17 protein-coding genes are annotated in these 14,480 nt (G+C 31.8%); 14 read left to right on the plus strand and 3 right to left on the minus strand.

Going from position 1 to position 14,480, the window contains the following annotated elements:
* Positions 1-211: 211 nt before the first annotated feature.
* The 11 genes from EUBIFOR_RS00350 to EUBIFOR_RS11995 all read left to right on the plus strand — a co-directional run bounded on the left by EUBIFOR_RS00350 (position 212) and on the right by EUBIFOR_RS11995 (position 9,866).
* Positions 212-1,405, plus strand: a complete 1,194-nt coding sequence (locus tag EUBIFOR_RS00350) for an AfsR/SARP family transcriptional regulator (RefSeq protein WP_003863887.1) — start codon at positions 212-214, stop codon at positions 1,403-1,405.
* Positions 1,406-1,425: 20 nt separating this feature from the next.
* Positions 1,426-3,591: a GGDEF domain-containing protein gene (locus tag EUBIFOR_RS00355; protein WP_003863888.1), complete on the plus strand. Its 2,166-nt coding sequence runs from the start codon at positions 1,426-1,428 to the stop codon at positions 3,589-3,591.
* Between the two features lie 18 nt (positions 3,592-3,609).
* Entirely contained in the window at positions 3,610-4,515 is a 906-nt protein-coding gene (locus EUBIFOR_RS00360; protein ID WP_003863889.1) for a transglutaminase-like domain-containing protein, read from the plus strand.
* Positions 4,516-4,526: 11 nt separating this feature from the next.
* A complete protein-coding gene (locus EUBIFOR_RS00365; RefSeq protein WP_003863890.1) occupies positions 4,527-5,525 on the plus strand; it encodes a type II secretion system F family protein in 999 nt (332 codons plus the stop codon).
* Between the two features lie 4 nt (positions 5,526-5,529).
* Positions 5,530-5,820, plus strand: coding sequence for a hypothetical protein (locus EUBIFOR_RS00370; protein WP_040465970.1), 291 nt, complete (start codon positions 5,530-5,532; stop codon positions 5,818-5,820).
* On the plus strand, positions 5,817-6,260 hold the full coding sequence (locus tag EUBIFOR_RS00375; RefSeq protein ID WP_003863892.1) for a DUF4860 domain-containing protein: 444 nt from the start codon (positions 5,817-5,819) through the stop codon (positions 6,258-6,260). The genes EUBIFOR_RS00370 and EUBIFOR_RS00375 overlap by 4 nt, the downstream gene beginning before the upstream one ends.
* The gene (locus EUBIFOR_RS00380) at positions 6,257-6,580 is read left to right on the plus strand and encodes a hypothetical protein (protein ID WP_003863893.1); all 324 of its coding nucleotides are present in this window, start codon (positions 6,257-6,259) and stop codon (positions 6,578-6,580) included. Before EUBIFOR_RS00375 ends, EUBIFOR_RS00380 begins: the two co-directional genes overlap by 4 nt.
* On the plus strand, positions 6,577-6,870 hold the full coding sequence (locus tag EUBIFOR_RS00385) for a hypothetical protein (protein WP_003863894.1): 294 nt from the start codon (positions 6,577-6,579) through the stop codon (positions 6,868-6,870). Before EUBIFOR_RS00380 ends, EUBIFOR_RS00385 begins: the two co-directional genes overlap by 4 nt.
* Position 6,871: 1 nt before the next feature.
* Entirely contained in the window at positions 6,872-7,927 is a 1,056-nt protein-coding gene (locus EUBIFOR_RS00390; RefSeq protein ID WP_003863895.1) for a type IV pilus twitching motility protein PilT, read from the plus strand.
* Between the two features lie 89 nt (positions 7,928-8,016).
* Positions 8,017-9,360, plus strand: coding sequence for an MATE family efflux transporter (locus tag EUBIFOR_RS00395; RefSeq protein WP_003863896.1), 1,344 nt, complete (start codon positions 8,017-8,019; stop codon positions 9,358-9,360).
* The gene (locus EUBIFOR_RS11995; RefSeq protein WP_003863897.1) at positions 9,357-9,866 is read left to right on the plus strand and encodes an SGNH/GDSL hydrolase family protein; all 510 of its coding nucleotides are present in this window, start codon (positions 9,357-9,359) and stop codon (positions 9,864-9,866) included. Before EUBIFOR_RS00395 ends, EUBIFOR_RS11995 begins: the two co-directional genes overlap by 4 nt.
* 7 nt (positions 9,867-9,873) lie before the next feature.
* On the opposite strand, the gene EUBIFOR_RS00405 is transcribed toward EUBIFOR_RS11995, so the two are convergent.
* Positions 9,874-10,437 (minus strand): manganese efflux pump MntP, encoded by a 564-nt coding sequence (locus EUBIFOR_RS00405; protein WP_003863898.1) that lies wholly within the window; start codon positions 10,435-10,437, stop codon positions 9,874-9,876.
* 244 nt (positions 10,438-10,681) lie between these two features.
* Here EUBIFOR_RS00405 and EUBIFOR_RS00410 point away from each other — a divergent pair, with 244 nt between their 5' ends.
* Positions 10,682-11,269, plus strand: coding sequence for a histidine phosphatase family protein (locus tag EUBIFOR_RS00410; RefSeq protein ID WP_040465972.1), 588 nt, complete (start codon positions 10,682-10,684; stop codon positions 11,267-11,269).
* Here EUBIFOR_RS00410 and EUBIFOR_RS00415 read toward each other — a convergent pair.
* The gene (locus tag EUBIFOR_RS00415) at positions 11,235-11,906 is read right to left on the minus strand and encodes a YoaK family protein (protein WP_003863900.1); all 672 of its coding nucleotides are present in this window, start codon (positions 11,904-11,906) and stop codon (positions 11,235-11,237) included. The genes EUBIFOR_RS00410 and EUBIFOR_RS00415 overlap by 35 nt on opposite strands.
* An 82-nt stretch (positions 11,907-11,988) precedes the next feature.
* A complete protein-coding gene (gdhA, locus tag EUBIFOR_RS00420; protein WP_040465973.1) occupies positions 11,989-13,320 on the minus strand; it encodes an NADP-specific glutamate dehydrogenase in 1,332 nt (443 codons plus the stop codon).
* 167 nt (positions 13,321-13,487) lie between these two features.
* On the opposite strand from gdhA, the gene EUBIFOR_RS00425 reads away from it, so the two are divergent.
* Both EUBIFOR_RS00425 and rpiB read left to right on the plus strand, forming a co-directional pair.
* On the plus strand, positions 13,488-13,883 hold the full coding sequence (locus EUBIFOR_RS00425; RefSeq protein WP_003863902.1) for a hypothetical protein: 396 nt from the start codon (positions 13,488-13,490) through the stop codon (positions 13,881-13,883).
* A gap of 62 nt (positions 13,884-13,945) precedes the next feature.
* Positions 13,946-14,392 carry a ribose 5-phosphate isomerase B gene (rpiB, locus tag EUBIFOR_RS00430; RefSeq protein WP_040465978.1) on the plus strand — a complete coding sequence of 149 codons (447 nt, stop codon included), beginning with the start codon at positions 13,946-13,948 and terminating at the stop codon, positions 14,390-14,392.
* Positions 14,393-14,480 lie beyond the last annotated feature (88 nt).

The raw sequence follows: 14,480 nt of genomic DNA on the forward strand, positions 1-14,480 counted from the left end.
GTGTATTTTCCTGAATTTGATGAATCTTTATACAATAAAAAGATTCTTTCAAACATTGAAGAGAATGGTGTTTTCTATCAACATGTTGAATATACTTTAAAATAATGATTTGCAGAGAATATTTTCTAATTCTCTGCTTTTTTGTTTGTGAAATTTATTGTAAAATAAAACTAGGTTAGATACTATATAATTTTTTGAAAGGAGGATCATCATGAGTGAAACTTATTATGTAAAAACCTTTGGGGGATTGGAAATCACAAACGATAATGTGACGGTCAATATTGTGGAATTATTTGGCAAACAATTGGTGAATTTGTTGCAAGTGTTATTGTTTCATAGTGAGAAGCCAGTTCAAAAAGATGAATTGATCGATATTTTATGGCCGGAAAGTAAAAATCCATCCAGTGCATTAAAATTCTCTATTTTTAGATTGCGTTCCGAATTAAATGAAATTGATTTTTTTAAGGATAAAGAAGTTATTGTTACGACAAGAAAGGGCTATATCTTAAATCCAAATTTAGATTGGAATATTGATTTTGTAGAATTACAAAAGGCTTATAATCAAATCAATGAGGGCGCTGAATTGTTGGATGAAAAAGAGTTTAAGATTGCTAGAAAAATATTTAGATTATATCAAGGACGTTTTTATGCTTCACCAAGCCAGCTTCATTGGATTCTACAAAAACAAGAAGTATTTAGACAAATGTATGTTAAAACAATGATGCGTACATCTTGTTATTTGTATACGCAAAAGCGATACGATGAAATGATGCTTATGAATTATCAAGCTGTATTGATTGAACCTTTTAATGAAGGTTTACATTACTATTATATGAAGGGTTTGGTCGCAACGCGAAATTATCGAGAGGCATTGAAGTATTATGATGAATTAAATGATATTTTCTTGTCGGAACTTGGAACGGGTTTATCAAAACGTTTTAAACAATTGTACGACATTATTATTGCTGATCATGCTAAAGAAGAAAATAAAGATATGGAAACGATTATGAGGGAACTTTCAAATCGTGATCAACAAAATCAGGGCTTTTTCTGCTCGTATGAAATTTTTAAATATTTCTATGAATTGTTGTTGAAAATGTCAGTTCGTAATGAACAAAATTATTATTTGATCATGTTACAATTCTCAGACGGAACTTTAGATTATGAAAAAGTAGGTGTGGATTTTGATCGCGTAAAAAGATTGGTAAGTTCATGCTTAAGAAGTAATGACTTGTTTACACGTACAAGTGAAACGCAATTATTACTTCTAGTGGATTGTCAAACAGAAGAGAATGCGCATTTGATTATACAGCGTATTTCGAATAAATTTTATAGTATTTTTAGAAAGAAAAACTATCGTATGAATTACTCAGTTCATAAAGCAGAACTAGATAGAAACAGATAATAGAAAGATGTAGATTGTATATGGATGCAAGTGTATTAAGGAAAAGAATTTATAAACTATTGATCTTCTCTATTTTGATGGTGCTTGGAATTTTATTGATGGCCTTTCTTTTTATCAATCATGCAGACGATAGTTTAAATAAGGCAACATATACAACTATGGATCAAGAAATAGATTTGTGTGTACAACGTGTTTCTTCAAAAAAGAATACAGACTTAGTTTTATTGAATACTTTCGCAAGAAATTTAAATAAGGAAACAGATTTAGACTCCTCATTATTTGAAATGAAAAAAGAGAGTGATTTTTCATCGATTCAATTTATCGATATGAATCATAATGTGTATTCTTCAAAAAAGGATTCTAAGTTTTCGTATAACAATTTATCAGATGAATATAAAGATAAAATTAAGAATGGTTTTTTGGGGGAGCAAAGTACATTTAAACAAAAAAATAAGAATTATAAGCTTACATATATAGTGCCTGTTTATGGGAATGAAAATCAGATTGTTGGAGTATTGTGTGCTGATAGTAGCTTGAAACCATATACAGATTTGATGAGAAAATCAATAAGTGGTGGGAATTTATACATTACGGATTTTAAAGATTTTTATGGAATTCAAAAGAATTTAGAATCAAATGAAGTGTTAGCTGTCATAAAAAATATGAATCTATCCGAAAATGTGAATGGATTGATAGGAGTCAAAGGCCAAGAACATGGAATTGTTGTAAAAAAAATTGGGATTCAAGGTTGGTATTTATGTTATGTAAATTCAGCTAAATCGTTAAATTATTCGATGTATGTTATGTCACGTACTACAAATTATGTTTTGATGTTATTTGTGATTGTAGTCATTCTTTTATTGTGGATCGCATATAGAATGATGGTAAAAAACAATGAAGAGATGGAAAAGTTAGCTTATACAGATCAATTAACTGGTGCCGTTTCTTTTGCTCGATTTACGCAGTTGGTTCGTATATATGCCCTTAAAAATAATGATTATTCATTGGTATCTTTAAATATGCGCCGATTTAAATTTATGAATGAAATTTTAGGAAGAGATAAGTCGGATGAATTTTTGTGTCGCATTGTAACTTGTATAAAGCCAATGCTTAAAAAGAATGAAATTATTTGTCGAGATAGTGCCGATGTTTTCTATATGTTATTGATGGATACGGCTGAAAACAAGGTTTCAAATCGTATTCATGCGATATTTAATAGTATTCGTCAAAATACAAAAGATTTTTGTTATGAATATGAATTTTGTTGTGGTGTTATTTGTAATGGTGCAAGACAGGAAAAATATTCATTTGAACAAATGCTTACAAATGTTATGTTTGCCTTAGCTCAGTCGAAGGAAATGGCTTCTGAAAATATTTGTTTTTTTGATGAAGAAGTGCATAAGAAAAAAGAGTTTGAAAATTTTGTAGAATCTAATATGCAACAAGCTTTAGATTCAAATTGTTTTGAAATGGTGCTGCAGCCTAAGGTTGATTTAGGTTCGAATTTAGTTGTTTCTGCCGAAGCTTTGGTTCGATGGAAATTAGAGGATGGAACCTATCTTCCTCCATCAAGTTTTGTGGGAATTTTTGAAAAGAATCGGTTTTGTTCAAAACTAGACTTTTACATGTTAAGAAAAGCCATTCAACAAATACGTAAATGGATTGATATGGGAATTCAACCGGTCAATATTTCAGTGAATCAATCAAAAATTGTTTTTTATCATGAAAATTATATTTCAGAATTAAAGTCCTTGTTAAAGGAGTACGATGTTTCGGCTTCCTATATCACTTTAGAGGTTTTGGAGAGTACGGTTATTGAAGATTTTAAATTGTTTAATCAAATTCTTTTGGAAGTAAAAAAATTAGGTTTTTCTGTATCTCTAGATGATTTTGGTAGTGGATATTCATCTTTAAATGTTTTATCGAAACTTACTATTGATGAATTAAAAATTGATCGTATTTTCTTGCATATAGATTCGGACTTAGAAAACAAAAAAACAAAATGGATTTTAGAAGGAATTATCAGCATTGCGAAAAAATCAAATATACGTGTTGTCGTTGAAGGTGTTGAATCAAGCAAGGATGATGAATTTATAAGATGTCTAGGTGCCAATGTGGGACAAGGATATTATTATAGTCGTCCTTTGTCGATAGATGCATTTAATGATTTGATTCATAAGAAATAGGTGTATTATTAGTGTAGTATGAGAAAGTATAGGATAGTAAAAAATGTAGTTTATATCTTGATGGCATTTTGCCTTCTATGTGGATGTCAAGATTCTACAAAATACCCCACAAAATGTGAAGAAAGTCCTTCGCAAACGGAAGCTGAAGTTTTATGGCCTAGCCAGGAAGAACTGAGTGTTTTGAGTGATGGTAGTCTAGCTGAAGTGGATCTAACACACGCAAATGATGGATATATTTGTGCTAGGTTACTTCAAGAAACTTCGGGAATCAAACTACAGATTTCAAAGGATGATAAAAAATATAACTATGATTTAAAGACAACAGAATTCAAGCCTTTTCCAATGAATATGGATAATGGCAGTTATACGATAAAAATTTTGCAGCAAATAGAAGGAACAAGATATGCGATATGCGCTTCTAATACGATAGATGTTCAGTTGCCAAATGATCTTGTTCCCTATTTATATCCGAATCAAATTGTTGATTATACAATGGATTCTTATGTATATAAGAAATCTTTTGAACTTGTAAAGGATGATCGTGACGATTTGACGCGTATAGCACATTTGTTTAAATATGTTGTAGATACATTAGATTATGACGATCAAAAGGCAAAGGATGTAAGTGATACGTTTGTCTTACCAGATATTGATGGTTCATTAAAAAGTGGCAAGGGAATTTGTTTTGATTATGCGGCAAGTCTTGCTGCTCTATGCAGAATTCAAGGTATTCCGGCAAAGGTGATTGTTGGATGGACGGATATTGAGTATCATGCCTGGGTTGAAATTTATTTAAAGGATACGGGATGGATCAATCCTAAAATATATTTTGATAAGGAAAAATGGAATCTTGTAGATCCTACATTTTCGGATTCAAAAAATTCGGATTATGAAGGGAAATATGATGAAGTGTATCACTATTAGGAGGCGTATGTATGTTATCGAATAATGAAAAATATATTTTTACAAGTGAATTGGCATTGGCTATTTCAAATGGTTTGCAAGTGGAAGATGGTTTGAAAATGCTTGTTGGTTTTGATGCAGATGTATCTATATGTGCAAAAAAATTAGAAGATATAATGAAGCAAGGCTATTCTTTTACAGATGCATTAAAAGAATCTAAAGAATTTGATGAATATATGATTCAGATGGTTGTAGTTGGGCAAAGTATTGGGAATTTAGATGTAGTGTTTAAGGAATTGAGTACATATTATGCAAGACAAAAAGAATTGAATTATCAAATTCAAGATGCAATCACATATCCATTTGTTTTGATTTTGATGATGTTTGTGATTGTTGCCACCCTAATATTTAAAGTGTTTCCTATTTTTGAAAATATTTTGAGCCAAATGTCGATGTCATTGTCTTTGATGTATTCAGCTCGAATCTTAAGTTATATTGGCTTTTTTATTTTATTGTTTATTCTAGTTTTTGGTCTTATTTTATATTTTATTTATAAAAAAAGTCCGAATAAAGTATGGATGACAAAATTACCATTCTTTTCTAAGTTGAATTATCAAAAAGAAATGACTAAGTTTACATATATATTATCTTTATTTGTTTCAAGTGGATATGCATTGATTGATGCAGTAGATATTATACTTCTATCGATTGAGCATCCTGTATTAAAGGATAAAATCTTACATGTTAAGAATCGTATGCTTGAAGGAGAAAGTCTGGCAAATGCATTAGTAAAAGAGAATGTGTATGATCAAGGATACGGTGCTTTATTGATGGCAGCGGATCAAAGTGGTCATCAAGATGAAGTATTAAAAACCTTATCAAATCGTTATAAGGAAGATTTAGAAAGAATGTTATCAAGCTTTTTAAATCGTTTAGAGCCATCTATGATTGCGGGATTATCCTTGTTAGTAGGATTTGTACTAATTTCTATTATGCTTCCTTTAATGAATGTATTACAGACTTTGGGGTAGTTTTATGAAGGGGAAGAACATATTGTTCTTTGGCTTGTTTTTAGGATTGATATGGATAGGTTTATCAAATATCAATAAGAGTACAGAGAATTTAGATATAGATCGTGTAAAAAATAGTTTGGATACAGCCTTAATTAGTTGTTACAGTGTTGAGGGGCATTATCCAGAAAATATTCAATATTTAAAAAAATATTATGGGTTTACTTATGATATAAATAGTTATTTCATTACATATGATTGGCAGGGGGATAATATATATCCAAATATTTATGTTTATAGAAAGGGGAATGAATGATGAAAAATGCAGGTGTTTTCTTTTCTCTTTCGTTAATGTTATTGTTTGTGTTATGCTGTTTCATGCTTTTGAATATTCAAATTGAAGATTATTCGATGCTGCAAAGACGTACTAAAAATGATTTTGAAACATATACACCCGTTTTATATGTCACAAACAAAATTCATAGTTATGATGAAGTGAATGGAGTTAGTGTTGAAAACAGAGATGGTCAAAAAATAATTAAGCTATCGGATACAAAAAGTGATACGTATTTATATAGAGATAAATCTAAGTTAATGGAACTTTGTATAATTAAAGATATGCAACCAGATTTTAGTACGGGACAAGCTTTAATGGCATGTGATGACTTTGATGTGAAGCAAGATGAAAATAGAATTATTTGTGAAATTAATGGTGTTGAGTTTTATGTTGAATTAAGAAGTGGGGTGGCATCATGAAAAAGAGGCCATTTTCATTTTTTTTAGAACTACTCTTTGTATTATTTTTCTTTCTTATCACATCCACGATTTTAATTGAAATCTATGCGAAAATGATGCAAGTATCTAAGGAGGATACATATCGTCAAGAGGCTATGATTATTGCTCAAAATGAAATTGAAACGCATACTCGTGTTGGAGATTATACTAGAAAAATGAACGATACGGATTATGATATTAAAATCAAGTGTATTAACGATAATGAGTTTCGTATACAGATTTATGTAAAAGAAGATAAAGTGTTAGATTATCATTATTATCAAGAGGAGAGCAACGAATGAAACAGTCAAGAATAGGATTAGGTGTCGTTACAATGCTGAGTATATTTGTCGTTGTATGCATGTGCGTTTTAGTGCTGTTTTCAGCAAACAAAGTTTATCAAATGCATGAACAAGTCAATCGTAGCTATGCGTATAAAAAAGCATATTATCAAGCTGAGATTAAAGCACATAAATTGATTGATCAAAATGAAACGGATTTTTTGGTTCATGTAAAAGAGGATACATATTTAAAAGTGAAGGTTGATCATGGCCAAATTGTTGTATTTAAAACGATTGTGAAAGGAGAATAGTATGGATGTTGTTGAGATTTTAAAAAAAGCTATAAAAGAAAATGCATCAGATATTTTCTTTGTTGCTGGAAGTCCTTGTATGTTGAAGGTAGGACAACAGCTTGTTGCGATAACACAAGAAAAAATGATGCCGAATGATACTAAAAATATTGTTCAACAGTTGTATGGCTTTGCACCTTATTGCTCATATGAGAATTTTGAAAAAAATGGGGAAGATGATTTTTCGTTTTCGTTATCACAAGTAGGCCGATTTAGAGTTAATGTATATCGCCAAAGAAATTCAGAAGCGGCTGTTTTGCGTGTAGTTAAATTTGAACTTCCAAAACCAGAAGATTTTCATATACCAGAATCTATTTTAAGTCTTTCAAATCGTAGAAAAGGGATTATTTTAGTAAGTGGTCCTGCTGGAAGTGGGAAGAGTACAACTCTAGCTTGCTTGATTGATCGAATGAATGAAACTAGAAATTGTCATATTATTACGATTGAAGATCCAATTGAATTTTTGCATTCGCATAAGAAATCGATTGTTTCACAACGCGAAGTGTATCATGATACAAAGAATTATTTAACGGCATTAAAATCGGCTTTGCGTGAAGCACCTGAAATTATTTTATTAGGAGAAATGCGTGATGAAGAAACGGTTTCTACAGCACTTTCTGCTGCGGAAACAGGACATTTAATTTTATCCACATTACATACAGTTGGTGCAGTAAATACAATAGATCGTATTGTAGATATGTTTCAGGGACATCAAGATCAAGTTCGTAGTCAATTGTCCATGATCTTAGAGGCGGTTATAAGTGAACAATTGATTCCTACAATCGATGGAGAATTAATTCCAGTATTTGAAATTATGCAAGTAAATCCGGCTATTCGATCTCAGATTCGTGAAAATAAGATTCATCAAATTGAAAATACAATGGCATCCAATCGACAAAATGGTATGGTTATGATGGATGATTCAATTTTTGAATTGTATCAACAGAATAAAATTTCAAAAGATATTGCGATTCAATATAGTTTACATCCGGATCGTATGAAAAGTAGAGTGCAATAAAGAATGAAAAATTACATTTCATTCTTTTTTTCTTTCAAAAATTTTACAGTAGGTATATAATTTGTCTATTATTGAATGGGAGATTTTTAATGCGTAGTTATCAGGTGGATATGTGTAATGGTCCAATTTTAAAAAAATTGATTGTTTTTGCGTTACCATTAATATTATCGGGATGTTTACAACTTTTATTTAATGCGGCTGATATTATAGTGGTTGGAAGATTTACTGGAAATCAAGCACTTGCAGCGGTTGGTTCAACAAGTGCATTGATTAATTTGTTGGTGAATATGTTTATTGGAATTAGTGTTGGAGCAAATGTAGTATTGGGAAAATGCATTGGAGCTAGAGATGAAGAAAATACATCTAAAGCTGTACATACAGCTATTTTTATTGCTGTTTTTGGAGGATTCTTAATGGTATTTGTTGGCTTCTTTTTTGCTAAACCCTTATTAGAATTGATGGCAACACCAGAAGATGTAATTGATTTATCTTCTTTATATATGCGGATTTATTTTGCAGGGATGCCTTTTTTTATGGTCTATAACTTTGGCGCTGCTATACTTAGGTCGATTGGGGATACAAAACGTCCATTATATTTCTTAATGGTTTCTGGAATTATTAATGTATTATTTAATTTATGTTTAGTGATTGTATTCCATATGGGAGTTGCTGGTGTTGCATTGGCTACGATCATATCTGAAGGAATCAGTGCGGGACTTATTTTGTCTTGTTTAAAGCATATGGACGGCCCTTTACATTTTGAATTAAAGGATATGCGCTTTCATAAAGAATTGGCATTAAAAATGTTAGAAGTAGGACTTCCTGCAGGACTTCAAGGCATTATTTTTAGTATTTCAAACGTATTGATCCAATCAAGTATTAACTCTTTTGGATCTTTAGTTATGGCTGGAAACACAGCGGCTAGTAATATTGAAGGCTTTGTGTACACGTCTATGAATGCTGTTTATCAAACTTCTTTGTCATTTACTTCGCAAAATTTTGGGGCAAGAAAATATGATCGAATCGATAAAATATTATTGGAATGTTTAGCTATTGTAACGGTAGTTGGTCTTGTGTTAGGACAAGGTGCTTATTTCTTTGGACAACAATTATTATCTATTTATTCGAGTGATAAAAATGTTATTCAATTTGGTATTGATCGATTAGCCATCATTAGTACAATGTATTGTTTATGTGGAATTATGGACACTTTAGTTGGAAGTTTAAGAGGAGTTGGCTATTCAATTCTACCAATGTTGGTATCTTTAACAGGTGTTTGTGTCATTCGTGTTATATGGATATTTACTGTATTTAAGTCAGTACATACAACATTTTCGTTGTATATTTCTTATCCAATCACATGGGTTATAACGCTTGTAGCACATGGAATTTGTTTTATGGTTGTGCGTAAACGAATTCGAAGAGTGGCATGATGAAAAAAGCATTGATTTTGGGGGATTCTAATACTTGGGGATATGATCCAAGGGGATATTTTCAAAGATATGATTTAACTTACAAAGATTACTTGAATGATCTAGTAGCTGGATGGATGTTTTTTGAAGATTCATTAAATGGACGTTTGTTAAGGGATGTTAAAGACGAAACTTATGATTTAGCTTCAATCGATTTGTTTTGTATTATGCTTGGATCGAATGATTTGATGCATTATTATGATGTAGATCAGATTGTTTCTTTTATGCATGATTTAATAGATTCAATTGACACAGACAAAGTAATGATTCTTTGTCCGCCAATTATACAAATTGATGGATTTAAAGAGGCAAGTATTCGATTGAATGAAGCCTATAAAAAAATGAACGTTCATTGTATAGACTGCAATCCATTAAATATGAGTTTTGATGGTGTGCACTTATCTGAAAAGGGACATAAAGAATTTGCCTTGAAAATGTCGGAATATATGAAAAAAGAATTCTGTTGAAGTCTTGTTAGAAAAATAAATGTTCAATCAAGATTTTGATGCCTAAAAGAATTAAGATAGAACCACCCATATATTCTGCATATTTTTCAAATAGGTTCCCTAGTGTTTTGCCAAACAATACACAAATGAAAGAAAGTACAAAGGTTGTAATTCCTATTGTGGTTGTGGCAATCCATAAATTTACTTTTAAAAAGGCAAAACTTACACCAACGGCTAATGCATCAATACTTGTGGCGATAGCTAAAAGAAGAATGTCTTTAAATGAGATGGAGTGAATTTTTACTTCATCTTCTTTTTCTTCTTTTCCTTCTTTAATCATGTTGATACCTATTAAGCTCAACAAAATAAAGGCAATCCAGTGATCGATGGATTGGATATAATCGGTGAAATGACTTCCTGCAAAATAGCCAATAGCTGGCATAAGTGCTTGAAAGAATCCAAATGCGAGTGCCAAGATCAAAGCGTATTTTTTTACTTTATCTTTATCAAGGCTCATGCCTTTTGCTAATGAAACGGCGCATGCATCCATAGCTAAACCAACGCCAATAAATAAAATAGTAATAAAATCCATATTTCCTCCTTAAAACAAGAAAAGACTTATACGAAAAAAAGATATCTTTTTTCGCATAAGTCTTGTTTTTTACAATAAGCCAGATCTTTTGATCAGTATGTTGACTTAAATACTTACAGAAGTAAGATAACTACTCCCTTATGGATGGGTTTATAGTATCAAAATCAAATTTTCTTTACAATGAAAAATAGTTATTGATATCTAACTGAAATGGATTATAATGAGGCAAAAGGAAGGTATATATATGACTCATTTTTATATTGTTCGTCATGGCGAAACCATGTTTAATGTGAAGGGACGTATTCAAGGTTGGTGTGATTCACCATTAACTAAATTAGGCGTTTCTCAGGCAAAAGAGCTAGGGAAAAAATTAAAGAATGATTCTTTTGATGTTTGTTTTTGCTCAACAAGTGAGCGTGCTATGGATACAGCGCAATATATTTTAGAAAATAGAGATGTGAAAATTATTTCTTCAAAACAATTAAAAGAGCAGTGTTTTGGGGATTTTGAAGCAGAAAAATCATCAAATATTTTTAAGGATGGAATAAAATATCCAGAGGGGTATCGTTTTTGTGGTGGTGAAAACCATAGTGATGTAATTGAACGTGTCTTTAATGCGTTAAAAAAAATCGCATCCGAATATCCGAATGCGAATGTGTTAGTGGTATGTCATGGTTCTGCTATTAAACATATTGTAAACTATCTATGTCCTGGATTTGTCAACGAACAACCGACAACGGCAGCTTTAGTTCCTAATTGTTCAATTACGCGAATTGATTATGATAATAGTTTTAAACTTATTGAAAAGCCTCGTCTTTTTCGCGGTCAATAAACATTAAAATAAAGGAGATTATTAAAAGTAAAACACTGATCCAAATGGCTTTTGCAGAAAAAATCTGAATACAAAAGTTTCCTAGAATGGCACCGATTATAAATGTTAAAATAATTGAGTAGTAGAGAAGTCCACTTTGTAGATGTTGGACTTTTTTTGTGCATAAATAATTACACATTTCGTGTGTCCCTGTTCTTAAATTTCCAATACACATCGTTGTTGCGTAACCTTTACCATGTATTTTACGAAAGGCTTGTACTTGTAAGCCGCACGCAAAAGAAGTTAAAGAATTTGCGAGAAGGTTTTGTTTGAATGAAATATATCCAACGCCAAATAATATAATGATTTCAATCAAGAGAGTAACTTGTCGCCAGTGTACTTTTTGAATTTTTTGAAAATGTACAAATTCCGCTAAGAAAATACCTAAACCAAAAGCAAGTACGGGACATAAATAATGTAGAGCATGTTGGAATTGTCCTCTTGCTAAATTGACACCAAAGAGGAGCATATTTCCAGTTTGGGCATTTGCGAAGACTTGTCCTCTTGCCAAGTATGAATAGGCATCCATAAAACCTCCGGATAACGCTAGAAGAATACCTAGCTCAATGGATTCAGATGTTTGTTTTGCTCTTTTCATAAAATAATCACAACCTTTTTTTCTTTTAAGATAATAAGACAAAATCACAAAAAATAAAAGCCGAAATCGGCTTTTATATTCATTAAACTGTGCCTTGTGCTTTCATTGCTTTTGCAACTTTTAAGAATCCAGCAATGTTAGCTCCAACTACATATTCTTTTTCATGACCATATTCTTTAGCGGTATCACGACAAGTTTCGAAAATATTTACCATAATGTTTTCAAGCTTTTGATCAACTTCTTCTGCTGTCCAAGATAAGTGTTGAGCATTTTGTGACATTTCAAGACCAGAACATGCAACACCTCCGGCATTGCTTGCTTTACCTGGAGCATAGAATACACCATTTTTCAAAAGATAGTGGATAGCTTCTGGTGTTGTTGGCATGTTAGCTCCTTCGCATACAGCGAAAACTTTATTAGCTACTAATGCTTTTGCATCTTCTAAATCAAGTTCGTTTTGAGTGGCACATGGAAGAGCAATATCGCATGCAACAGTCCATGGACGTGCGTTTGGTGTGTATGTTGCATTTGGTCTTTTTTCAACATATTCTTTAATACGTCCACGACGAACTTCTTTGATGTCTTTAACTAAATCTAAATCAATTCCTTCTGGATCGTAAACGAATCCGTTTGAATCGGACATAGTTACAACTTTTGCTCCAAGTTGTGTTGCTTTTTCACAAGCATAGATAGCTACGTTACCACTTCCGGAAATCGTAACTGTTTTTCCTTCGAAGCTAGTTCCGTTATCTTTTAATAAAGCTTGTGTAAAGTAACATAGACCATATCCAGTAGCTTCGGTACGAATCAAGGATCCACCGAATGTTAATCCTTTACCTGTCAATACGCCGCTGTATTCATTTTTCAAACGTTTATATTGTCCAAATAAATATCCGACTTCACGGCCTCCAACACCAATGTCTCCAGCAGGAACATCTGTGTTTGGCCCGATGTGACGGTATAATTCGCTCATGAAGCTTTGGCAGAAACGCATAACTTCGCGATCACTTTTTCCTTTTGGATCGAAATCAGATCCACCTTTTCCACCTCCCATAGGAAGTGTAGTCAATGAATTTTTTAATACTTGTTCAAATCCTAAGAATTTGATGATACTAATGTTTACAGATGGGTGGAATCGTAAACCTCCTTTGTAAGGTCCGATGGCAGAGTTGAATTCAACACGGTAACCACGGTTTACTTGAGTTTTGCCATTATCATCAACCCAAGGAACACGGAAAATGATTTGTCTTTCAGGTTCTACAAGTCTTTCTAATACATCATCGTCTAATTCTTCAGGATGTACATCTGCGATAATATTCAATGATTCGAATACTTCTTCAACAGCTTGAAGAAATTCTTTATCATTGGGGTTTCGTTTTTTTACGGTTTCGTATAATTGCTCTAGGTCTTTCATTTTAAGTCCTCCCTTATTTAATACGTGATGATTATAGCACAAAAATTGAAAATGTTTCATAAAAATATGAAAAAATTTGTAAACAATAAAAACAAGTATACAAATGATGGTAAAATGCACATAGCGAGTTCATATATTATGTGTTATTATAGAACTCGGTGATGAGAATGAGAGAAAAATTATATCGTTTTATGCAAGGTAGATATGGTACAGATAAATTAAATCAGTTCCTATTTTATTTAGAACTTATTTTATTAGTACTAAGTTTGTTTTTTAGAAAAAACATTGTGATCAATATATTGTTCTATATTAGTATTATTATTTATTTAGCACGTGCATTATCGAAGAATTATGTGGCAAGATCAATTGAAAATCAAAAGTTTATTCGGATTCAGGCAAAAATAGTTCATCGTTTTCAAGCATTTAACAAGTCTTTAAAGGATAAACAAAATAAGTATTTAGTTTGTCCTGAATGTGCGCAAATTATTCGTGTTCCTAGAAATAAGGGGAAAATTGAAGTTCGTTGTCCTTCATGTAGAAAATCATTTGATGCGAAAAGTTAGTTGTCTTTACGCAAAGATGGAAACGTTGTAAAATATTTATAGATTTTGAGGAGGATTGAATGATGAAAATTGGTATGGCATGTGATCATGGAGCATATACATATAAGGAAGAAATCAAACAAATGTTAATTGATGAAGGCCATGAAGTTGTAGATTGTGGATGTCATGATACAAATAGTGTAGATTATCCGGATATGGCAAAAGCGTGTGCAGATTTAGTTGCGAATAAAGAAGTGGATAAGGGTATTGTTATGTGTGGTACTGGAATTGGAATTTCAATTGCAGCTAATAAAGTAAAAGGAATTCGTTGTGCATTATGTACAGATGTAACTATGGCTCGTTTAACTCGTGAACACAATGATGCGAATATGTTGAGTATGGGACAAAGAACAACGGGAATTGAAACTTGCAAAGATATTGTTCATACTTTCTTGAACACTCCATTTAGTGAGGGTGAAAGACATAAAGGAAGAATCGCAAAAATCAGTGCAATTGAGGATGCTCAATAAGATTTAGGGATGCTTGGAAAAGTGTCCTTTTTTATTTTTTTTAAAATTTTTTAAATTTTTAAAAAAAGGGGTTTACAAGACGAAAATG

The sequence above is a fragment of the Holdemanella biformis DSM 3989 genome (assembly GCF_000156655.1).
Taxonomy (GTDB): domain Bacteria; phylum Bacillota_I; class Bacilli_A; order Erysipelotrichales; family Erysipelotrichaceae; genus Holdemanella; species Holdemanella biformis.

Excerpts from the sequence above, each read along its gene's own strand:
- rpiB (WP_040465978.1), top strand. The coding sequence starts at position 13,946 with ATGAAAATTGGTATGGCATGTGATCATGGAGCATATACATATAAGGAA.
- gdhA (WP_040465973.1), bottom strand. The coding sequence starts at position 13,320 with ATGAAAGACCTAGAGCAATTATACGAAACCGTAAAAAAACGAAACCCC.
- EUBIFOR_RS00405 (WP_003863898.1), bottom strand. The coding sequence starts at position 10,437 with ATGGATTTTATTACTATTTTATTTATTGGCGTTGGTTTAGCTATGGAT.
- EUBIFOR_RS00375 (WP_003863892.1), top strand. The coding sequence starts at position 5,817 with ATGATGAAAAATGCAGGTGTTTTCTTTTCTCTTTCGTTAATGTTATTG.
- EUBIFOR_RS11995 (WP_003863897.1), top strand. The coding sequence starts at position 9,357 with ATGATGAAAAAAGCATTGATTTTGGGGGATTCTAATACTTGGGGATAT.
- EUBIFOR_RS00395 (WP_003863896.1), top strand. The coding sequence starts at position 8,017 with ATGCGTAGTTATCAGGTGGATATGTGTAATGGTCCAATTTTAAAAAAA.
- EUBIFOR_RS00385 (WP_003863894.1), top strand. The coding sequence starts at position 6,577 with ATGAAACAGTCAAGAATAGGATTAGGTGTCGTTACAATGCTGAGTATA.
- EUBIFOR_RS00350 (WP_003863887.1), top strand. The coding sequence starts at position 212 with ATGAGTGAAACTTATTATGTAAAAACCTTTGGGGGATTGGAAATCACA.
- EUBIFOR_RS00425 (WP_003863902.1), top strand. The coding sequence starts at position 13,488 with ATGAGAGAAAAATTATATCGTTTTATGCAAGGTAGATATGGTACAGAT.
- EUBIFOR_RS00415 (WP_003863900.1), bottom strand. The coding sequence starts at position 11,906 with ATGAAAAGAGCAAAACAAACATCTGAATCCATTGAGCTAGGTATTCTT.
- EUBIFOR_RS00370 (WP_040465970.1), top strand. The coding sequence starts at position 5,530 with ATGAAGGGGAAGAACATATTGTTCTTTGGCTTGTTTTTAGGATTGATA.
- EUBIFOR_RS00360 (WP_003863889.1), top strand. The coding sequence starts at position 3,610 with ATGAGAAAGTATAGGATAGTAAAAAATGTAGTTTATATCTTGATGGCA.
- EUBIFOR_RS00365 (WP_003863890.1), top strand. The coding sequence starts at position 4,527 with ATGTTATCGAATAATGAAAAATATATTTTTACAAGTGAATTGGCATTG.
- EUBIFOR_RS00390 (WP_003863895.1), top strand. The coding sequence starts at position 6,872 with ATGGATGTTGTTGAGATTTTAAAAAAAGCTATAAAAGAAAATGCATCA.
- EUBIFOR_RS00410 (WP_040465972.1), top strand. The coding sequence starts at position 10,682 with ATGACTCATTTTTATATTGTTCGTCATGGCGAAACCATGTTTAATGTG.
- EUBIFOR_RS00355 (WP_003863888.1), top strand. The coding sequence starts at position 1,426 with ATGGATGCAAGTGTATTAAGGAAAAGAATTTATAAACTATTGATCTTC.
- EUBIFOR_RS00380 (WP_003863893.1), top strand. The coding sequence starts at position 6,257 with ATGAAAAAGAGGCCATTTTCATTTTTTTTAGAACTACTCTTTGTATTA.